Genomic DNA, 22,636 nt, shown 5'->3' on the forward strand with positions numbered 1-22,636 from the left:
GCAGTTATATTATTGTTTTTTTAGTACATAACTAATATATATTACTACATGCGGCTAAAAGTTAATTGTTTAACAAATTTATAGTTTATTATTTGCTTTGAAAGGATGGGATTGAAAATGAAATCACTAGAAATCAAAAAAGATATTTATTGGGTTGGTGCTCTTGATCCGGGCTTAAGAATATTTGATATCATAATGTATACACCTTATGGTACAACTTATAATTCATATGTTGTGAGAGGCAGCGAAAAGGTTGCTGTAATAGAAACTGTAAAGGAACAATTTTTTGATCAATATCTGGAAAGACTTAATTCTCTAGATGTTGATGTCACAAAAATTGATTATATAGTAGTAGACCATACAGAACCTGACCATGCTGGTTCAGTAGCAAAGCTTCTAAAATTATCTCCAAATGCAAAAGTTGTTGGATCTCCAGCTGCTTTAAGATTTGTTAAAAAAATTGCAAATTGTGATTTTGATTCTATAATTGCTAAGGGCGGAAGCAGTTTAGATCTTGGAAATAAAACTCTTAAATTTATTGAAGCTCCATTCCTTCATTGGCCAGATTCAATATACACTTATTTAGAAGAAGATAAAATATTATTTACTTGCGACTCCTTTGGATGCCACTACTGCAATGATAAGATATACGATGATCTTAATGAAAATCAAGAGAATTACATGGAAGCATTAAGATACTATTTCGATTGCATAATGGGACCATTTAAGCCCTATGTGCTTAAGGCAGTAGATAAAATTAAAGATTTAGATATAGAAATGATTTGTAACGGACATGGTCCAATTTTAAGACAGGATCCTTGGAAGATAGTAAATCTATACAAAGAATGGAGTACTCCTGCTGCTAAACAAACAGATAAGGCTAAGGTTGTAATTCCTTATGTATCTGCTTATGGATACACAGAAATACTTGCAAATAAGATTGCTGAAGGCATAAAGTCCACCGGCGATTTCGATATTACATTATACAATGTAATTCATAGTGATATGAAAAAAATCCTTGAAGATATAGATGCCGCTGATGGTGTATTATTCGGATCACCTACAATAAACAGTGATCTTTTAGAGCCTATAAGCGAAATTCTTACAAAACTTAACCCTCTAGTTCACGGCGGAAAAGTAGCTGCTGGATTCGGTTCCTATGGTTGGAGCGGAGAAGCTGTTCCAAATATAGAACAAAGATTAAAGCAGCTTAGAATGAAAATTCAGCCAGGTTTGAAAATCTGTTTTAAGCCTTCTGAAGAGGATCTTAAGCAAACTTTTGAGTTCGGAGAAGAATTTGGAAAAAGAGTTCTTGTAAAACTTGGAAAGTTATCCCCAGATTCTCTTGAGGTTTATACCGACGAAAAAAAAAAGTGCTAAATAGCGAAGTAGAAACTACTCAGAATAGTACTGGTAAAAAAAGAAAGTGGAAATGCGTAGTGTGCGGAGAGATATTCGAAGGTGAATTTCCTCCTGTACCTTGTCCAGTGTGTGGAGCAGGCAAAGAGGAATTTATAGAGGTCACTGAAGATACAGCTGTGAAAGAAATTTCTAAAGACGAAACTTATGTGATTGTTGGTAATGGAGCAGCTGGTTATTATTCAGCGGCTACTATAAGAAAAAATAACAAAGCTGCTATTATAAAGATAGTATCTGCTGAAAATGATCTATCTTATTACAGACCTCAGCTTTCTGAATATATCTCTGAAGATTTGGAAACCAACAAATTTTATATATCTCCAAAATCTTGGTATGAAGATAATAATATAGAACTTTTGCTAGGAAAAAAAGCTATAAAAACTGATGCCGAAAACAAAAAATTAATTTTTGAGGATGGTGAAAGCTTATCCTATGATAAATTAATTCTTGCATGCGGAAGCTACAACTTCATACCAGATGTAAAAGGATCAGATTTAAAAGGTGTATATACTCTAAAATTTAAATCTGATGCAGACTTAATAAAAGCTGCTATTAAATCAGCTAAGAACGCCGTGGTAATAGGCGGCGGTCTTCTTGGACTTGAAGCAGCCTGGGAGATGAAGGTCGCTGGCTTAAATATATCCGTAGTTGAATTCTTCCCTAGACTTCTTCCAAGACAATTGGATGATGAAGGTGCAGAAATATTTAAAAATATCGCAGATAATTCCGGTGTTAAGCTTGTACTTGGGGATTCCGCTGAAGAAATACTTTCTGATGAAAATGGAAGTGTTAAAGGCTTAAAGCTTAAGAGCGGAAAAATAATAGATGCAGATTTAGTTTTATTCTCCGTAGGAATCCGTGCAAATACTTCCCTAGCTAAAGATTCTGGAATAGCTTGCAACAGAGGTATTCTTGTGAATGAAAAAATGGAAACTAGTGCAAAGGATGTATTTGCTTGCGGAGATGTAGTTGAAATTGATGGAAAATCCTTCGGTACTTGGCCTGCAGCTATGGAAATGGGAAAAATAGCAGGACAAAATGCTCTTGGCGATTCCTCAGCTAAGCTTGAGCATCTAGTATCCTCTGTAATGTTTAGAGCCATGAATGCAGACATATTCTCTGCTGGAGACATAAACTTTAACGATACTTCACTTAAGGAATATACCTTTAAAGCCCCTGAAAAAGGTGTCTACAAAAAACTATATTTTAAAGATGGAGTGATTGCCGGTGCCATCCTCATAGGTGATACTAAAAAGGCAGCTAAAGTTATAGGCGCATTAAAGAAAAACGCTGGTGAAAATATAGCTGAAGAAGTATTAGCTTAAAATAATAAATCTCTAATAAAAGGTGCTTTTATATTTTATAAAGGCATCTTTTATTGATTGGATATATTTTAAGATAATGTTTATATAGTCTTTGATTGATCTAAAACAAAACTTTATGATTTAAAACCCATTAATCTTTCCCTAATATATTTATACAGCTTGTCCTTTCTTCTAGAGCAATTTAATAAACTTTTTCCATATTCCTTAGCATATCTTGATATGCCTCCTCTGCCGTATTTAATATGGTAGCTTATAAGTTTCCTGTCCTCCAGGCTCAGTTCCGATAATATTTTTTTGACATTGCTTATGGTATATCTTTTTTCTACCTCCTCTTCTACATCTATAGGATCTGTTAACAGGTCAATTCTAAATCCGCCTTCCTCTTCTATATCTAGGCTTGTCTCATAGTTTTTTCTAGCTAAGTTTCTTATTTCACAATAATAATTATTCTTTATAGCTCCTTTGACATAAGCACTAAAGTTAATACCACTATCTTCCTTATATATCTTAATTGCCTTAATCACTGACATATACCCATATTGTATTAAATCCTCCCTATCATACCCGTTTATGAATATGCTAGAAGTAAACTTCAATATGTATGGTTTAAACATATCTATTATTTCGCCTACAGCTTCCCTGTCCCCCTGCTTTGCCTTACTAATTATCTCCCATAGATTTTCTTTTCCCATAATAACCTCTCCTTACAACATTACTTTATTTACATTATATGGAAATAAAGTTTCTTAGTAAAGAGAACACATATACAGTTTTATGTACAGTTAATTTATAAGATAAGAATATAAAGATAGAATTGCCACGAATGCTATCAATCAGGCAATTCTATTAATTTTTGTTAGCCAACTTGATTTTCTTTATTTTTGCTTTCGATGAATTGGAAGCTTTCTGCAATAACTTCAGATATGTATCTTCTTACTCCCTGATCATCATCGTAGCTTCTGCAATTAAGTTTTCCGCATAAGCTGATCATATCGCCTTTTTTAAGATATTCTAAGGCAACCTCTGCTCTCTTGCCCCAAAGCACTACAGGAATAAAGTCAGTTTGCTTTTCGCCATTTGAATTTTTATATTCTTTATCCACTGCCATTATAAATCTTGCCATAACTTTATCGTTTTCCTCAAATACCTTTTTCTCAGGATCCTTTGTGAGTCTTCCCACTAAAAAAATTCTATTCATTTTATTCCTCCAAACAAAATATGGTTTCCTATAATTCTATCCACATTTAATTTTTATAATCATAGAAAGGAGAATTTTTGTTTGCATATACAAAAAATACTTACTAACTGATATAATAGACCTATACTTATGAATTTAGGAGGATACATATGAGTGATATTTTAGGATACAAAATCTTCAGCGGAAGTAAAGATGACTTTTTAAATAAATTATTTGATGACAGCTTTAATAAAGTTAATATAGTATCCGGTAATCCAGAGGTTTTGCATATGGGCCTTTCAAACGGTATATTGAACAAAAACTTTAATTCTGATAATTCCGTGATAATTCCAGATGGCTTTGGAGTAGTGCTGGCATCAAAATTAATTAATCAGCCAGTAAAAGAAAAAATTGCAGGAATCGAAGTTATGGAAGCTATCATAAAGCACTGTGCAGAAAACGGTAAAAGCATATTTCTTCTAGGTGCAAAGGAAGAACTTCTTAATAAGTGTGCAGAAAATCTTACAACAAAATATCCCTCATTGATAATAGGAGGAAAGCATAATGGTTACTTCGATATGGACAATTGTGAGGATATAATATCTTCAATAAATACCTGTAATCCCTATGCTGTATTTGTGGCTATGGGTGCTCCCAGACAAGAAATGTTCATCATTAATTATTTTGACAAGATAGATGCTAAGATATTTATGGGTGTAGGAGGAAGCTTTGATGTGTTTGCAGGAAAAGTAAGCAGAGCCCCTCAGTGGATGATAAATTCTAATTTAGAATGGCTTTACAGAGTATCAAAAGAACCTTTTAGAATAAAAAGACTTGGTGTCATACCAAAATTTGTGCTGAAGGCAGTTAGCTATAAAGGCAGCAATTCCTAGCTGCCTTTTCTTTTTGGTTAAGTCACAAAATATAGTAGATAAAATTTCACCTACTATATTTTGTGACTTATATTTATAAATAAGCTTATCTTGACCATCAACTATATTTTGTGACTAAGGGCAATGGCTTGATGCGCGCAGTACCACATGCCTTTATTTCAAATATTCTGCAATGGACTCTTCCCAAGGACGAGTTATATCCCCAGTAGTAAGTTCCAACATATAGTTTCTAAGTATTGAATATTTAGGTCTCTTGGCTGGAGTTGGAAATTCAGCTGATGTACATGGATTAACCTCACAGTTTATTCCTTTAATTCTGAATATTTCTTTTGTAAAGTCATACCAGGTACATTTACCCTTGCAGGTTGCATGGAAAAGTCCATAATTCTTTTCTTCAATTAGCTTTCTCACAACATTAGCTAGATCAACGGTGCTGGTAGGAGTACCATGCTGGTCATTTACAACCTTTATAGGGTTTCCGTTTTCACTTAACCTCAGCATAGTTTTAACAAAATTCTTTCCATCACCATAAAGCCACGCTGTTCTTAATATGTAATGTTTAGGATTAAGCTCAGCTGTAAACTTCTCTCCTTGTAGCTTGGACGTTCCATAGACAGTCTTAGGATCTGGCTTATCAAATTCTGTTAATGCAGCACTTGATTCACCGTCAAATACATAATCTGTAGATATCTGAACTATTTCTGAACCTATGGCATAGGCTGCTGAAGACAAATTCTTAGGTCCTATAGCGTTTATTTTATATGCATTATCCACATCTGTCTCACATTTATCCACCGCTGTGTGAGCTGCACAATTAATTATGGTATCAGGACGATGATTACTAACAAAATCATAAACCTGTGAAGTATTTGTTATATCCAATGTATCTACATCAGTCAATATTAATTCTACATTTTTATTATCTGCATATTGCTTTGTAAGCTCTCTTCCAAGTTGGCCATTGGCGCCAGTAATAAGTATTTTCATAGAATAATTCCCACCTTTCATCAAAGTAAATTATAGCAATATAAATTATTTATGTCCACTAAAGGCTGTATTTAGAGCTTGTGGTCAATATTGCGTTTATTTCTCCACCTATAAGAAGAATGATGGCTTCTAAGTATATCCATGCTGTTAAAATAAATACTGCAGCTATGCTTCCATAAAGCCTTGAATAATTGGCATAGTTATCTACATAAAATGAAAAAAATAAAGCACTGATTATCCATCCAGCTGTAGAAAAAGCCGTTCCAGGTAAGACTTCTCTCCAGGTAAGACGTCTGCAAGGCATAAAATGATATATAGCAGCAGATATAATTCCCAGCATAGGTATGGCCACTACATATCTCAATACATTCCATATAGAATTATATATGAGAGGAGTGTTGAAAGCATTTTCTATTCCAATCCCTATAGTATTCCCGAATACAAGCATGACTATCATAATAAAAATAGCCAGCACAATCCCCAAGGTAAACATTATTGACAGAAACTGCAGCTTAAAAAACCCCCTGCTTTCATTTTCTTCATACGCTTTGTTAAGGGCTCTTATTATAGCTTTTACTCCACCAGTACAGGACCATATAGTTAGTATCAAGCTAAAGGATAATAAACTTGAATGCTTAGTGTCTACTATCTCTATTATCACTTTTTTTATAAGAGCATAGGCTTCTGATGGCATAAGACTTCTTATGTACGGAAGCACTTCGCTGCTTTTTATAGGCGTAAATCCTATGATTGTAAGCAAAAATATTAGGAAGGGCATAAAAGACAAAAGTAAATTGTACGCTACTTGAGACGCTAAAGATGAAATATCATCCTTCTTAGTTTTCCTTATAATCTGCATAAAAAAATAAATATCCTTACTCATTGCATTACCTCAAATCCAAACAAATATTAATATAACTTCTCATATTTTTTGCAAAATTTGATTTTTTATACTATTAAGTTTGTTTCATAATATATATTATAGTATAATTGATTTGTTATATTAAAATATTAGTTATTAGGAGGTTTACTATGAGTTTTTGTCCAAACTGTGGTGCTCCATTAGACGGAGATGAGAAATTCTGTTCTAAATGCGGGGCTAATTTAGCAAACAATGCTGAGGCTGCTGAAAACGCTGAATACGTAAATAGTCCAAGCACGCCTAGCGACAATACCCAATATGCTTACAATCAGCAAATCATAATCAAAAATGCAGGCCCATCACCTTTTGCTCTAGCATTCAGAGAGATAGGAAAAGAGCTGTGGTCTTTCGCTAAAGCACCTGTTGACTACGTATCCAGTTTAAAAAATGAACTATCAAAATTATCCACAATATTATTATGTTCTATAATAGGATTTTTATTGGTAATGAACTGTTTTTGGGATGGAATGAAGCTAAAAAAATTACTATTTGCTACTTCCTCTTCCTTGACGCAGAGTTCTCTAGACAGCCTTTTAAAAAGCGGTGATTTCAGCAATCTTTTAACATTGGGTGGCTTTAAATTATCAAGTGGTCCAAACTCCGGATTAATCTTTTTAATTTCCCTTGTATATGTAATATTGATTATAGCTTTAGTCTGGGGAGTTACACTACTTATAAACAAGCTAATACTTAATTCTCAATCTTCTCCTTTATATATATTGAATAAGGTATTATTTTCCATCGTACCTGTAGTTATATTTTCATATTTGGCAACCATATTATCCTATGCAGATGGAACCATAAGCTCCCTATTTAATCTGTTCGGAGTATTATTAACCTCAATATTGCTGTTTAAATCACTAAACAATAATACCTCAAAATCTGAAAATCTTACATTATACTTGTTTTTGATATTCCCAATAGTAATTGTAATCTTCAATATATTGTTCTTCAATATAATAGGACCTGATTATTCTGCACTATTTGGTGCAGTAATATATGCGAGACATTAAATAAAAGACAGGCTTTCAAAGGCCTGTCTTTTATTTATACATGTCTTTATCCTAGTACACTTGTATCATAGATTTACAATATTTTTCAACAGTTTTAGTATCTAATCAGCAAGTCTAAATTAATATAGTATTATGCTCTGCTTTCCACTAAATTTGTATACAAAAATGTAAATAAAAAGTATATTGAAGTCATAAGCAGCAAAATTAAAATATTGAATAAACAGCTTGAAGGCATATTTTTATATATTAATATGTTTGCAAGTGAGTTCTGCGCAAAATAGCTGGGAGTGAGCTTTGAAAGCAGTACTATATTTTTAGGCAGAAGTTCTAAGCTCCACAGGCACCCAGAGAGTATCCCCATAATTAAAACAATTACAGGCATGAAGCTTTGAAAGGCAACCTGAGAGTTAAATATGTGCGCCATAAACATCATAAAAGCTGAGAGAGCTAATATATATGGAAGAGTTATCAAGAAGCCGCTAAATATAGTCCTCATTGAATACACCTTCAGCACATATGCTATAAACACAAATTCAATCATCATAAAAACAGTGCCCAAAGCAAATAATCCAAGCATATCTCCTAGCAGAACCTTAAAAGTTGATATACCGCTAGCTATAATTCTTCTCCTTACTCCTGAAGTTCTTTCATATATGATGCTGCTGCAGCCCTGAAGAGTAAAAAGCATTAAAAAAATCACAATCATGCCTAGTGCCATATTGGAAGAAAAAAGATCCTTATTTACATCTGCATCACTTTTAGTGTCTGGATTTTTAAGCTGCACTTGAATCTCCATATTAAAGTCTGAATCTTCAGCATATCTCTCTATATTCTTTTCAACATTAGTCTCTATGTCCTTTGCAGATTCGTGTTTTAAAATGGAAGCAGCATATTTAACTGCTCTATATTTAGTTATATATGGCATTATTTCCCCGGCAATTATGTCGCTAATTCCCATAGCTGTTATGCTTCCAGGTACGGAATATACTGATACCGCTTCTTCATATTGCCCATTTTCTATATTCTTTTCAAAACCTTTATTGATTATATATACGGCTTGAACCTTTTCTCTATCCAAAAGTGGTTTTATATCCTTATATTCAATCCTGCAGCATATAAGAGCCTTATTTTTTGAAATTCCATCTACTATTTTTTGTGACATACCCGAATGATCTTCATCTATAACACCAATAGGCACCCCATCGTACAGGCTGCTCCTCACAAAAATTTTACCTGCCAATACAGAAAACATCAGCGGAAGTACAATGCAGATTATGATAAATACTCTGCTTTTAAAAGCCAGTCTTAAACGATTTGAAGCAAGCTTTAAAATAATCATCCTGTGCCCTCCTAACTGTACTTAAAGCCGAAATAAGGGATAATAATATGCTTATTCCAAAAGCAGCAGCCAAAATATTCTTCAGGCTGGATAAAGGGAAATAATTCAAAACATAAATTCCGCATTTTATGATCCAAAAGTTAGGAGTAAAAGCAGCTAGGTTTTGAATATAGGCAGGCATAAGCTGAAGAGGTAAAAAACTTCCACCGGTCAGGCAAAATATGAACACAAGAATATTTCCAAGCATCACATATTGATTTCTTTCCCTAAAAAAGGAAGCTAAGCATATAAATAAACTATTCAAAAAAACTATAGCCAAAAACATGATAAATAGAATATGAAAAATCACTTGAAAATCATCTATTTTTGCATAAATAGCTAGGGGCACCACAAATATTGAAGTTAAAATAAAATTATATAAGCTGTAAGCCAGAACCTTAGCTATAGGAAAGAAAGCCCCACTATTAGGAGCAAAGGTTATCCTCCTAAGAGTACCGGAAGCACTCTCTTCTATAAGATTGCTGCCTGCAGATACGCTATTATACATTACCAGCATAACTATTATCCCCAGTATGAAATATTCCTGAGAAGAAGATTTAGGAATAGAATCCATGCTTTCAGCTTTAAAAATGCTGTCTCTAGATAAAGCAGTTAATACCAAATCTATAGAGGCCTTTTCATTTATTGATTCCAGCTTTTTATCATCAATACCTTCCTGCCTTAGATAGTCCATCATAGAAACCAAGGACTTTTCTACTGAAGATATATATATGCCATAGCTCTGAAGCATATTTTTAAGCACAGAGCTTTTCAAGGGGTCTTTAGCATTGAAGCAGACCTTTATAGGATAATTTTCAATATTTATAAGGCTTCCGGAAAAATTTTCAGGAATGATGATAAATCCTGTAAGCTCATTATTCATAAATTTATTCAGAGCGGTTTTCTCATCCATCACATCAATGGAAATCAAATCAGAAAAGGACTTGTTTCCCTTAAAATTATTTATCAGCATCTTGCTTAATGTTGAATTTTCCTTGTCCACTACAGCTACCTGAAGCTTAGATATATCAGCATGTCTATCCATCATATTTGAAAAAGAGAAAGAAAAAATTCCGTATAATAAAAATGGAAGACACAAGGAAGCAATTAGTACTCCCCTATGCCTTACAATCATCAGCAAATCCTTCTTTATTAACTTAAGAAGCAAGTTAATCATTTCTTACTGCACGCCTAACTTAGAAGCTATTATACTCTCAAGCTTTTGGGTTATATCTTCTCCCATAGATTGGAGCTCTTCTTCATCTGCTGCAGCAAGATTTATACCACCGCTAGTAGACGGCTTAGAAATATCCACATTATCATAGGAATTGTAAACTGTATCCACTATTAAAGATGCCTTTGTTTCAGAAGTGGATGAGGTAACCTTATTTAATATGTCTCCAAGGCCTGTCTCAAAATAAAGTTCTCTAAGTCTATCCTTATTGTCAAGTCTTAGCTTAGCTGTAGCTTTAAAATTCAAGCTAGAAAGCTGATTTTCTATATCGCTTAAATTTGACTTTATCTGGGTCATAGCTTCATCCCACTGACTGCTGAAATTATCCTTAGCAGCCTTAATTTCATCCTTGCCCTTTTCTATTTTATCTAAATCTCCATTCTTCTGAGCTTCGTCATAGAACTTTGAAAATTCCTTATTAGCAAAGGCTTTTAAATCGCTGTCTGTAGAAACCTTAGTAAGCAATTGAGTTACAAACTGTTTAATAAACTGAGAATTCATATCTAAAGTGATTTCATTGCAGTTTATAGTTTCAGCTTTGCTGCCCTCATTTACCTTAACATCTGCCTTTCCTGTTTCTTTAACATAGTCTTTTAATGTTTTTTGAAAAAAGTCTGCGTAGCTTTCAGAAAGCTTCTTATAGTCCTTATCATCCTTCAAATTAAATAAATTCTCATACTTAGAAACATCAAAGCTTGAAGCTGAAGAATTTTCACTTGAAAGCTTTTGAAGGTCTTTGTAGCTTGCATATACAGGCTTATCCAAAAGATCCTTTGAGCTTATTATAAATTGATCTTTATCAGCATACATATTCATATCAACTATTGTAGAATTTTTATACAATAAAGCTAAATTCATAGACATTTCATTGGTTTTCTTTTTAGCTTTAGTAGTAAGCTTAATAGACATACCTTCTAAAATATCCTTAACCATTACATTTTCGTCTGAAGCTCCTTGTACCTTTAGCTTCAACTCTGTTGTAGAATCCACTGCATCAGCTGAACTAATTTTAGTAAACGCGCCTAGAGTTCTGCTGGCAGGATCCTTTTTAATAAATAAATCCTTGAGAGCAAAACCTCCTACAAAAACTGCTAATACCAAAACAGCAACTATTCCTATTATCATAGGCAGTTTTCCGCTTTTTGGTTTTGATGAAACATTTTTTTGAATATTGACATCATCAGGTGATTTGGCTTCCTCATCATTTACACTTGGGTTGCTATTAATCGGGCTGCCGCAATTAGGACAAAAATTTCTCCCCTCTTCCACCTGAGTACCGCATTTTTTACAGTACATAAAATCCCCCCTTAAAAATAAAAACACTATCTTTAATTATAAACAAATTTTGGTTTTAATGCAATAAATATTCCACCCTCTTTATATTAACATCTCTTTATCAGCCTTCACTGAAAGCATTAAAGTTAATAAAAAAATAGCAGTTGTAGCCGCTATTTTTATAATACATCAAAAGAATATTCCTGACTCTTAAGATATTCAATTATACTAGGCAATGCATCAGCAGAATTCTGTCTATTAGCAGAAGTATGCATAAGCACAATTAGATTATTTTTACCTCTAGATGTGGCTTTTATATTTTCCAAAAGCTGCTGAGGCGTCTTGTTCTCTGGAAGCTCTGCATCATAGCTCAAGCAGTTCCAGTCGTAAACCTTGAAGCCTTGCCCCCCAACAAAAGCTCTTTCCTTTTTATGATGTCCATACTCTCCTCTTGGAAATCTGTAAATTTTAGAATATCCACCTTCCCCAAGTAGCTTAGTAAGGGTTTCATTACACTGATTAAAATCACTTTTAAAGTATTCAAAATCAGAATAAAGCCGCTTATCATCGTGGGTATAACTGTGATTTCCAATTATATGTCCTTCACTTTTTATCCTTCTTACCACCTCTTCATTTCCCACAGTGTTTTTACCAATAATGAAAAATGTAGCTTTAATATCATACTTTTTTAATGTATCCAGCATTTGAGGCGTGACATTGTTAGAAGGACCATCATCGAAAGTCAAATAGGCAACCTTTTTAATCTTAGGTTTATCTGGTTTAGTAACTGTTGTTTGTGGTGCAGCAGGTGGCTTACTTGCAGGAGTTTGATTAGCTGAAATTGATGGTTCTGCTTTATTGGGTAAAATATTCTGAGCACCATTTCTTGAAGCTTCATCCCTTTGCTTCTGATCATCCACATTATCTAGTCTATAGTGCTCTCTAGTATCCTCATTTAAGGAATCATTATTTTTGCTGCCACATCCACATAAAAATAATAAAGTGAACAAAGTGATAATTGTAAAAATAAGTATAGATTTTTTTCTTTTTTTAATTTTCATCCCAATCTATTTCCTTTACATATATCTCAAGTTAAAATACGTATATAAAACTTTTACGATTCTTAAATTTTTATATTATTTTACTTTCATACATCTTTATGATTAAAAAATTTAAGATACTTAGTCATATTTAGCTTTTTCATTACATAAATAATATTTATATCTTTAAAAAATATCATAGTCCCTACATAAATAACTCCACCTACTAGGATCTGAATAAATGTAGACACTAAATTAGGCTGCAAAAATCTATCAGTAAAAATTATACCTACAAGCATGATAGATGATCCAAAGATGTATTTAGCTACTCCCTGAAATAGCCCCCTTATATCTATAAATTTACGAAGTAAATAAAGTTGGATTATTGTTCCTGAAATTTCAGCTACAGTTGTAGATATAGTAGTACCAGCAGATGCTAGTTTAGGTATTAAAATTAGGTTTAAGATAAAGTTTATTATAGCGGCTATTGTTACAGATATAGTATATAAATTTTCTTTCCCCATAGCTATCATAACTTGTATTCCCAAAACACTACTCCAAGATATTGATATCATTATCCAAGCTCCAATATAAAACAGATATTCTATACCAGAAAAATCTTTTCCATAAAACCATGGAACAAAATTATGAGCAATTCCAATTAATCCAAAAGTCATCGGAAATGCCATAAATGATGTGAAACTAAATGCTTTCTTAACAGACTCCTTAAATTTGCTAATATTTCCTTTAATAAACGAATTTGACATATTAGGAAGCATTACTGTAGCCAAGGATGTCAGTAGTGCTAATGCTATTTTTATTGTTTTTTGAGAATTATCGTATATACCTACTTCTGAATCTCCTTTTACCCAGCCAAGCATGGTTTTATCCAATAAAGTGTATACCTGGATAGCCAACTGAGGAACAAATAACTTAAAGGAAGCCATCAAATGTACATATAAATTTGCTTTATTATTTATAAAACTAAAACGAAACTTAGGTATATTCACCCACATAATTAATTGCCCTATAAGTTGTGAAGCAGACAAAATTAATACATAAATTACAACTTGGTTTTTATTTTTCACTAATAAAAATATCAAAGCTACACCTAAAACTTTTGTAATTATGTTTCTTGTTATAGTCTTTTTAAAATTTTCTATTCCTATAAAAAACCAAGATATATCAAAAACTGCTGCTAAAATATTAAGACCTTGAAAAGCGTATATCAATCTGTCCTGTTTATTTAATACTAAAAATATTAGAATATAAAGTATCAGCGCAATTCCAGTAGTAATAAATCTTATTATATTTAATTCCCAAAAAGTTTTCTCAAGCTTTTCTTGATCATCTCTTACATATGCTATCTGTCGGCTGGAATACATCGACAATCCCACCATACCAATCAATATAAAATACTGGGCATTAGCATTTGTATATGCGTATTTTCCTACTCCTCCAGTTCCTAATACCCTTGATACATATGGAACTGTTATAATAGGCATAATTATACCTATTATTTGATAGATACTATTATAGATAAAATTTTTAGCAACACTCATTCTATACCTTCCTATTCATAGCTTACAGAATCTGCAAAAAAATAATTTTTACCGAAAAGCTTTTTATTTAATATACTTTTATTTATCATTCTTTAATAAAAATTGTTGGTTCTCAGGTCTATAATATTTAGTTATAAGCTTAAGTAGCATAAAATATCTCTTCGTTCCAACCAACCTTTTAAATATCCTCATCATTGCCTCAAATTTTTTAAGCTTGGAATCAATATTAGGGTATGTGGCAACCTTAAGGCTATTAAAATTTCCAACCTTATCATTAAGTATCAAACCGTTGTTATCCATCATTTCATAAAATGATCCTTTACCTGTATGAAATGGATCAGCATAGTATTTATCACCGTCTAATGTTTTTCTATAGAATCGTCTTTGAAATTGTGTTATATAAATGTTGTTATCATACTGATCATAAAAATATTTTAATTTTACTAATTCATTAAAGCCATTATCAAGCATTGCTTGAGAGTAATTGTTAAACATTTCCTTATATTCAGGTTTATTATTCAAATTATATTTTGTTTGTTTTCTGCACATTGATTCCGGATTGTTAGGTTGAAAACCTGAAAAATGAAAAAATATCAATTTATATTTTTCATTTTCTGCAAATTTATTTTTAAAATAGTAAACACCCTCTTCATTTAATAACTCCTTCTCATGAATATTCCATAATGCAGCATTGTATCCCATATTTTTACTTATCAAAACACCTTTTTCAAAAAAAGACGGCATAAAATCTATCCATTTTTGGTCTACATGAAGAGCATCTTCTCTATCTGCATAACACTTATCCTTAAGTCTTTTTTTCCACCATTCAACAAAAAATTTGCCTTGATCATTATTTTTTATTGCTACAAATCCTAAATTATATATTCCAACGAATAAGAGTTCATCTTCCGAAAAAGCCCCTCTATACTCTAAATCCATATTAACTATATGAGGAGTAATAACAAGAAAATTGTCCTTCAAATCATCATAAATACAATTAAGAGAATCGTAAACATATATATCTGGATCCAAATATATTATCTTTTCATAATTATACTTTTTAAATAACCATTCTATAAAAAACGGTTTTACCGCAGTACAAAACTCTAAAACATTATATTTAAAAGCCATTTCTTTAAGATATGGAATTTCTATATCCTTAACCTCTATAGTCTTATGTTTTTCTTTTGTTAAATCTAAGTCTCCTCTTGCTTCGTCCGCAAGAAGAATATAAAAATCTAAATCTGGATTAGTCTTCTTTAATGAGTCTCCTAAAGTTCTTGCTTGTGACAAATAATTTTTTGCCACAATAGTACATACTGCATTCATCTTTATTCCCCCTAATTTTATATATTTAGCAGAATTATATACGTAATTATTTAACGAAAATTAGAAATTAAAAATCTTGTAAATATATATCTTACATAATATTGCTAATTAATTCATACGTTTAGTTTTAGCAATAGATTCGTATCAAGCTTAATTATTCAATTTTTTTATATTTTCCTTACTTTATCAAATAACTCTATATATTGAGAAGAGCTCTTTTCCCATGAAAAGTAGTTGGCCCTGTTTATACAATAATTCTTACACTCATTATATAAATTTTTATCCGAATAAAGTTTCAAAATCTTATTTGCTAGTTCATTAGAATCTTTGGCATTAAATTTTAATTCTTCCTTTTCAATTAGTTCATTTAAAGAAGAATTGCTTGATGCTAACGCTATAGTATTAACCTTCATAGCCTCTACAACTGGAATACCAAATCCCTCATATAGAGACGGAAAAATAAAAGCAAATGCATTTTTCATAAGTAGGTTTTTATCATGATTAGAAATATAATCCAAATAAAAAATATCGTCTTTATATCTATGATTTTTCATATAATTCATTATATCTTCACATTTCCAACCCATTTTGCCGCAAATTAAAAGTTTCATATCGGAATTGTCTCTAATTTTTTCATATGCCTTTAATAACACAGTAATATTTTTTCTAGGTTCGATTGTACCTACATAAAGTAAATACTTTTTTTCTCTTATAAATGGCATATCCTTATATTTATTAAAAAAATAAGACTCTTCTTTCTCTGTTATACTAACTTCATCTGCAGAAGCATATATCACCTTAACTTTAGAAGCATTACATATGTGTTTATTCATATATTTAAATAATCCTTCTTTAGTAGATTCAGAATCGCAAACTATATAATCTGCCTGTTTTACAGAATTAGCAACTGAAAAACTCATTATAAGTTTATTGTAAGTAGACATTGTTTCCGGCATTTCGTATAAGACAACATCATGCATAGTCAATACCTTTTTTATGTTATTAGGAACATTAAAAGGTAGTACATGCTGAGTTCCCCAAATAATATCTATCTCATATTGCTTAAGTAATTTAGGAACACTAAACAGAAACCAAGGTGTTTTCTTCAATTTACTTTTTGAATCCTTAATTTTATGTAAATTAGGACTCTCATAATCAAAGCAAATTTCTCTATCTGAAAATAAGTAATATTCGTTTTCTATATCATTCTTTAGAATGTTTTTAAGTAGATTTTCTATAAAATATCCTATCCCTGCCTTACGTTTATTTAGAGGCCTGGCATCTATTGCGATTTTCAATTATTTTATCCTCCTCAATAAATCTATTACTGTAATTTTCTATAAAAGCACTATTATATATTATATCTCATATATAATATTTTTCAACAATCCATCTATAAACCAAAAAAAGAATCTGTAGCATAACAAATCTAAAGATTATTACACTGCAGATTCTTTACTATTTTACAAAGCCTCCAGCCATTACTAGTAACAGCTTATTCGTAAACCCTTATATAAAATAAATTTTAACCATCTAAAGCAATATATTCATTATTAAGCATTTTTATAGCATCGGATCTTTCATCAGCAAATCTTTGTTTTACAGCAGCCTTAACCGAATCGCTATTTCCTGCAAAATATTTATCCACATTTGATCTTTCATCATATATGGAATTTATAATAGTTTCATCATCATTTTTAGTATTTAAATAGTAGCTTAGACTAGTTCTTGAATCTACTGCCCTAAGAATATTTCTAGCACCATAAACACCATGCTGAACAGCTGTAGACCATATAACATTCTGTAAGGCGAATGATTGTGCTGATATATCTATATTAAATGTAGATTTTATCAGTGAAACCTCTGAATCATAGTAAGCCGCTTTTGTGTAGTCATGCTGAAGCTGTAAAAACACTTCTCTATCTGCTTTAGCAATTGACTTCCATGCATTATCAAAATTATTTCCAAATGTATCTCCATCAGCCGTTTTAGCAGCTATTAGTTGTTGGTAATAATTATAATTGACATTTTTTAACCAACTCAAAAAACTATCTACACTTCCCATTTTAGATGCAAACTGCCAAGCTCCATAGGACTTTCCTCCAATGTCACCAGGATTGTTTGAAATAGCTCCTGGATCGCCATTAGATTCATATTTAGCAGATAATACTCCTAATATAGAAGCATTAGTATCCCATATGCATACTCCATTTTTAAGAATTCTAAGATCTCCATAGGTGCTAAGCACTAATGAAAATTGACTTCCCTGTGCTTGATCTGTTTTAGATTGCCATATACTATTCCAATCTTGTGCATAGGCAACTAAATTTCCATCATTTTGCATGGATAATCTATAATCAGTAAATGAACTATTTGAATTGCTATAACTGGCCCATTTTACGAGTCCACTTTTATGGTATATAACAATATTCCCATCCTTCTGGATTCTAGCAGTATACATTCCTGTATCAGATTGAAGATATTGATCATTCCACAAGGTTTGACCCATTTTTAAGGTGTTCCCTTGATTTCCTACTCTACCTCTATTTACATCCCAGATTCTTTGATTGTCTTTTAATACAATTAAGTCTCCAGTATTATCGAGCCTTAAAGTAAAGTTGGAGCCTTGAGCTTGATTAGTTATAGTCTGCCATGTAGCATTCCATGCTTGTCCATATAGCACTAAGTTTCCATCTACCTGCATAGATAGTCTGTAATCTGTAAATGAATCATTAATGCCTAAGTTTGTGGACCATTTAACACTTCCATCTATCCCATAAATAGTTAAATCTCCATTTTGATTCACACGAGCAGTATAGCTTCCATCTGGAGATTGAAGATATTGGTTTGTCCACATATTTTGGCCCATATTAAGCTCACTGCCTAAATTACCAATTTTACCTCTATTGCTATCCCAAAGCATCTGATTTCCATTGTATAATCTCAAGTCTCCATCATTATCTAGCTTTAAAACAAAGCTACCAGAAGTTGCTTGATTAGTTTTCGTAGCCCACTGAGCTGACCAATCATCTTCATATATAACAAGGTTCCCATCGGTTTGCATAGCTAAACGATAATTACTTGAGCCATTTCCTTGAGTTTTCGATGTCCAAACTACATTGCCAGAATTGTCATACAAAACAAAATTACCACTTGATTCCATAATCGCTTTATAGCTTCCATTTGGTGAAGTAATAAACTGTCCCTTAGCCAAAACATCATTAGTATTAAGCTGATTACCCATAGATAAAACATTACCATCTTGGCTATTCCAAACACATTTAGAATCTCTGAATAATCTTAAAATTCCATCATCATCGAGCCTAATGCTAAAATTGAAGATAGTAGCTTGATTAGTAAACGTAGCCCATTTGTAATCCCAATTATCGCCATATAATACAAAATTACCATCGTTTTGCATTGATAGATAATAAGAATTAATATTTCCTACAATACTTGTTTTACTATCCCATATTATATTTCCAGAGCTATTATAAATAGCAAAATCTCCATTTGAAGATAATTTAGCCTTATAAGAATTATTTGATGAAACCAAATATTGGTTTACAGCCATTATTTGTCCTTCTTGTAGTTGATTGCCTAAAGATAGAATTTTTCCATTAATGCTATTCCATATAATTTGCTCACCTCTAAAAAGCTTCAAATTTCCATCATCAGTAAGCATTAGCTTATATGAAAACATTGCAGATTGAGGCGTATCTGATACCCAACTAGAATTCCATCCTTTTGAATAAATTACTAAGTTACCATCCGATTGCATAGTTAATCTGTAATTATTAGATACAGTATCAGATTTCCCAGAGCTCCATTTGGCAGTTCCATTTTTATCGTATACTACAAGTTGTCCATCTTGCTGCATCTTTGCAGCGTATAATCCACTTGTTGATGTAATGTACTGACCTACAGATAGTGTTTGTCCTTCATCCAACTCATTTCCAACAGACAAAACCTTGCCACTATCACTACTCCAAATGCACTGCCCTTCTCTTAATAGTCTCAATATACCATTATTATCAATTTTCAACGAAAAAGATAACACTTGATCCTGATAAGTTTGTGTGGACCATTTAGCATTCCACCCTTGAGTATATAGAACTAAATTACCATCCGATTGCATTGATATTCTGTAATCATTAGATTCATTTTTGCTATTAGTCCCTGAAGACCATTTAGCTTTATTATTTTTATCATACACTACAAAATTACCATCTTTTTGCAATACAGCATAATACTGACCATTGTCAGATTGCAACCACTGATCAGTGTGTAAGCTTTGTCCCATTTTTAACTCACTGCCTATGGATTCCGCAAGAACAGTTGTTGTGAATATTTTGCTTAAGCTTATTAATGCTACAATAAATATCACAAAAGACATCTTTAAGCTTAAGTTCAACAACTTTGTATATCTTTCCTTCACTACAGCACCCCCCTTCACTGATATTATAACATGTATTTATTCTATGTAAACATGTATATCTGAAGGTTTTTCATAATTTTTTAATTTAAAAAAATTATTATCACAAACGTTTACCAAAATATTCATTGGTTTTACTTTATAGATCCGTTTTATTAAAAATATAAATGAAGCATATATCTATTATTAAATTAAAATATTCCATTCTTTTAATAATTATAAAGTTTTTTGGCAAGTATACACTTAAATTAATTATCTGCATATATAGACTCAAACTTAATAATCTGATTTTCCAAGTCATATTTTGATAAATTGTTACTAATACCTTTTATAGAAGCTCTTATATAATTTCTTGAAGAAAATTTTTCTATAGCGTTTATTAGTTGTTTGCTATTATTTATTTGAATTTTAATTGAGGTATTGTCTGTAAGCAATTCAGGAATGCCTCCAATATTCGTGCCAATTACAGGCATCGCATATTTATAAGCTTCTATTACAACTCTTCCAAAAGGTTCATACCATATTGACGGAACAATCATTACATCGCTTCTATTAAGAATCTTTTCTTTTTCTTCATCAAAAACTTTCCCTAAATATTTTATTCTTTTATCTTTGTATGCTGACTCTTCAACATATTGTTTTAGCGGACCATCTCCGCATATATTCAATCTAATGTTAGGATTTTTTACTTCCTTAAATGCCTCTACAGCAAATTTTATTCCCTTATGGTAATCTAGGCTCCCCATAAATAAAAACTCAACAAGTCCACTTTCTCTATTAGCTTTTTCATCTAAAATCTTTAAATGCTCTTCATTATTGAAGTCTATAGCATTGTATACCACTCTTTTTTTAGAGTCCTGAAACATATAATATCTATTTACATGTAAATCAAGTGTAAAATTAGAAGCAGCTGTTACAGTATGAACATACTTTGTAAGCAATTTATAGTTAGCCGAATGAAGCTTGCAAAATAATTCGCACTGATCACAAATAGCACCATCTTTCTTCAGTAAAGTGTTCTTTCGGCATATTCCCCAGTAATCTCTCAGAGTATGAACCACCTTTATATTTCTATCAAAAGCACTTTTCCATATGATTGTTGACAAGTATATCAGATTATTTGTATGAACTACATCTGGCTTTATTTCATCTAATATATTATTAATTTTAGATAAAATATAAAAATTCCTTAATTGAATCACTTTTCTGAATGCTTTCCAAGCTATGGATTGACTTTTATATGCTAAATCTAATCTTATAACATTTACTCCATTAATAACCTCTATGCTATCACCATCTTTATGCTTATCGCAGGTTAAGACATACACGTCATGTCCCTTCTTGCTTAAGCCTTCTGCCAATAGCTTTACGCTGTGTTCAGTTCCACCTATCATATTAGGATAATAATACGTATTCACTAATAGTACTTTCATTATACCTCCATCTTTTATAGTTATTAAAGTGACTTACAACGTTTCAGTATAATTAAATACACTTATAAGTATCTAATTCTAATTGAATTTGTAAATATCTTATGAAATATTAACTGTGATATTCATAATAACCTACTCTGCCTAACTTATGAGATTAAAGTTCAATAAATAAGCTTTATAAGTCACCATGACTATTTCTCAATAATTCTGGCTCATCCTCTGAGGATTCTGATGAATTTCATGAGATATATAAATTTTGTTACCTTTTTGTTAACTTTAGAATTTATTTAATTAGCTATTTTCAATAATATCATCTTTATATAATTGAGGATTTTTCTTAAGTCTCAATAGAATCCTAGAAGACTTATTTACATTCTTGTAATAAAAAAGTCTTTTCTTATTTTCCTTATTGAATACTGCATTAGTTGATGCATCCTCCTTATGATAAATTCTTATTTTGGGAGTATATAGGATCTTCATATTTTCTTGCACTGCAATATAATGAAGTATATCTTCCTCCATATACATAAAAGTTCCGCTGTACATTCCCTTGTAATTTTTCACATACAAAGGAGTAAATATTAGACATGCACCATGAAGCTGAACATTTAGCAAAGCTTCTTCCCATTGTTTTTTACTATTCTGTAAATGTCTCTGGGTCTCTACACTTAATGCTTTTTTTAATTTTTGATATATACCTCTTAATAGCTTCTCTGTCTTTGTTTCAATCAATATGCAAAGCAACCTATTAATTAAAATGTTCTTTTTTATTTCTTGATCTGAGGCTTCCTTTATTCTTTGCGGGTTTTGATGACCTTTATCAATAGCTGAAACTATATCAGGTCCCATGATATGTGGCTTTTCAATATTATAAGTTTTTTCTATCACCTTCAAAAAATCCTTCTGCTTAAGAAATATATCATTATTAATTAATATTATAAAATTCGCCTTTAGCTGCTTTTTAGCATATTCGTATCCTCTATTGTTACCTTTGGCAAACCCCAGATTTTGGTCATTCCTTATGAAATATACTTTTTTATTATTTGAGTATTTATCTTTTAATAACAAAAAACTATCATTCAAAGAGTTGTTATCCACAACTACTATTTCATAATTATCATCTTCCAAACTATTGAATATTGAATCTATTGCTTCACTGGTATCAGTATAGGTCATATAGTGTAAAATCACAAATACAAATTTCAAGTATTCCA

General features: G+C 31.6%; 18 protein-coding genes. 4 read left to right on the forward strand and 14 right to left on the reverse strand.

Going from position 1 to position 22,636, the window contains the following annotated elements:
• The first annotated feature begins 117 nt into the window (after window positions 1-117).
• Window positions 118-1,380: an FprA family A-type flavoprotein gene (locus tag IAI10_RS05580; RefSeq protein ID WP_315672299.1), complete on the forward strand. Its 1,263-nt coding sequence runs from the start codon at window positions 118-120 to the stop codon at window positions 1,378-1,380.
• A complete protein-coding gene (locus IAI10_RS05585) occupies window positions 1,374-2,744 on the forward strand; it encodes an FAD-dependent oxidoreductase (protein ID WP_315672300.1) in 1,371 nt (456 codons plus the stop codon). The genes IAI10_RS05580 and IAI10_RS05585 overlap by 7 nt, the downstream gene beginning before the upstream one ends.
• Before the next feature lie 113 nt (window positions 2,745-2,857).
• Here the strand turns inward: IAI10_RS05585 and IAI10_RS05590 are convergent, their stop codons facing one another.
• Both IAI10_RS05590 and IAI10_RS05595 read right to left on the reverse strand, forming a co-directional pair.
• Window positions 2,858-3,436, reverse strand: coding sequence for a sigma-70 family RNA polymerase sigma factor (locus IAI10_RS05590; protein WP_315672301.1), 579 nt, complete (start codon window positions 3,434-3,436; stop codon window positions 2,858-2,860).
• A 164-nt stretch (window positions 3,437-3,600) separates the two neighbouring features.
• On the reverse strand, window positions 3,601-3,942 hold the full coding sequence (locus tag IAI10_RS05595) for a single-stranded DNA-binding protein (protein WP_315672302.1): 342 nt from the start codon (window positions 3,940-3,942) through the stop codon (window positions 3,601-3,603).
• A 149-nt stretch (window positions 3,943-4,091) separates the two neighbouring features.
• On the opposite strand from IAI10_RS05595, the gene IAI10_RS05600 reads away from it, so the two are divergent.
• Window positions 4,092-4,814 (forward strand): WecB/TagA/CpsF family glycosyltransferase, encoded by a 723-nt coding sequence (locus IAI10_RS05600; protein WP_315672303.1) that lies wholly within the window; start codon window positions 4,092-4,094, stop codon window positions 4,812-4,814.
• Window positions 4,815-4,967: 153 nt separating this feature from the next.
• Here IAI10_RS05600 and rfbD read toward each other — a convergent pair whose 3' ends face one another.
• Window positions 4,968-5,801: a dTDP-4-dehydrorhamnose reductase gene (gene rfbD, locus IAI10_RS05605; RefSeq protein ID WP_315672304.1), complete on the reverse strand. Its 834-nt coding sequence runs from the start codon at window positions 5,799-5,801 to the stop codon at window positions 4,968-4,970.
• Between the two features lie 58 nt (window positions 5,802-5,859).
• A complete protein-coding gene (locus tag IAI10_RS05610) occupies window positions 5,860-6,684 on the reverse strand; it encodes a YihY/virulence factor BrkB family protein (RefSeq protein ID WP_315672305.1) in 825 nt (274 codons plus the stop codon).
• A 149-nt stretch (window positions 6,685-6,833) separates the two neighbouring features.
• On the opposite strand from IAI10_RS05610, the gene IAI10_RS05615 reads away from it, so the two are divergent.
• Complete coding sequence (locus IAI10_RS05615; RefSeq protein WP_315672306.1) at window positions 6,834-7,736, forward strand: zinc ribbon domain-containing protein; 903 nt, start codon at window positions 6,834-6,836, stop codon at window positions 7,734-7,736.
• A 130-nt stretch (window positions 7,737-7,866) separates the two neighbouring features.
• Here the strand turns inward: IAI10_RS05615 and IAI10_RS05620 are convergent, their stop codons facing one another.
• From IAI10_RS05620 to IAI10_RS05665, 10 genes are all read right to left on the reverse strand, one after another.
• Window positions 7,867-9,075, reverse strand: a complete 1,209-nt coding sequence (locus IAI10_RS05620) for an ABC transporter permease (protein WP_315672307.1) — start codon at window positions 9,073-9,075, stop codon at window positions 7,867-7,869.
• The gene (locus IAI10_RS05625; RefSeq protein ID WP_315672308.1) at window positions 9,029-10,291 is read right to left on the reverse strand and encodes an ABC transporter permease; all 1,263 of its coding nucleotides are present in this window, start codon (window positions 10,289-10,291) and stop codon (window positions 9,029-9,031) included. Before IAI10_RS05625 ends, IAI10_RS05620 begins: the two co-directional genes overlap by 47 nt.
• Window positions 10,292-10,294: 3 nt before the next feature.
• Window positions 10,295-11,644, reverse strand: a complete 1,350-nt coding sequence (locus tag IAI10_RS05630) for a zinc ribbon domain-containing protein (protein WP_315672309.1) — start codon at window positions 11,642-11,644, stop codon at window positions 10,295-10,297.
• 158 nt (window positions 11,645-11,802) lie between these two features.
• Window positions 11,803-12,684 (reverse strand): polysaccharide deacetylase family protein, encoded by an 882-nt coding sequence (locus IAI10_RS05635; protein ID WP_315672310.1) that lies wholly within the window; start codon window positions 12,682-12,684, stop codon window positions 11,803-11,805.
• An 86-nt stretch (window positions 12,685-12,770) separates the two neighbouring features.
• Window positions 12,771-14,225, reverse strand: coding sequence for a flippase (locus tag IAI10_RS05640; RefSeq protein ID WP_315672311.1), 1,455 nt, complete (start codon window positions 14,223-14,225; stop codon window positions 12,771-12,773).
• Window positions 14,226-14,303: 78 nt separating this feature from the next.
• Entirely contained in the window at window positions 14,304-15,554 is a 1,251-nt protein-coding gene (locus IAI10_RS05645; RefSeq protein WP_315672312.1) for a hypothetical protein, read from the reverse strand.
• Window positions 15,555-15,721: 167 nt separating this feature from the next.
• Window positions 15,722-16,852, reverse strand: coding sequence for a glycosyltransferase family 1 protein (locus tag IAI10_RS05650; RefSeq protein ID WP_315672313.1), 1,131 nt, complete (start codon window positions 16,850-16,852; stop codon window positions 15,722-15,724).
• A gap of 227 nt (window positions 16,853-17,079) precedes the next feature.
• Window positions 17,080-19,992 (reverse strand): hypothetical protein, encoded by a 2,913-nt coding sequence (locus IAI10_RS05655; RefSeq protein WP_315672314.1) that lies wholly within the window; start codon window positions 19,990-19,992, stop codon window positions 17,080-17,082.
• Window positions 19,993-20,237: 245 nt separating this feature from the next.
• On the reverse strand, window positions 20,238-21,422 hold the full coding sequence (locus IAI10_RS05660; protein ID WP_315672315.1) for a glycosyltransferase family 4 protein: 1,185 nt from the start codon (window positions 21,420-21,422) through the stop codon (window positions 20,238-20,240).
• 291 nt (window positions 21,423-21,713) lie between these two features.
• Window positions 21,714-22,628 carry a glycosyltransferase gene (locus tag IAI10_RS05665; RefSeq protein ID WP_315672316.1) on the reverse strand — a complete coding sequence of 305 codons (915 nt, stop codon included), beginning with the start codon at window positions 22,626-22,628 and terminating at the stop codon, window positions 21,714-21,716.
• Between the last annotated feature and the right edge of the window lie 8 nt (window positions 22,629-22,636).

It is taken from the genome of Clostridium sp. 19966, assembly GCF_032335695.1.
In the GTDB taxonomy this organism is placed as follows: Bacteria; Bacillota; Clostridia; order Clostridiales; family Clostridiaceae; genus JACTOJ01.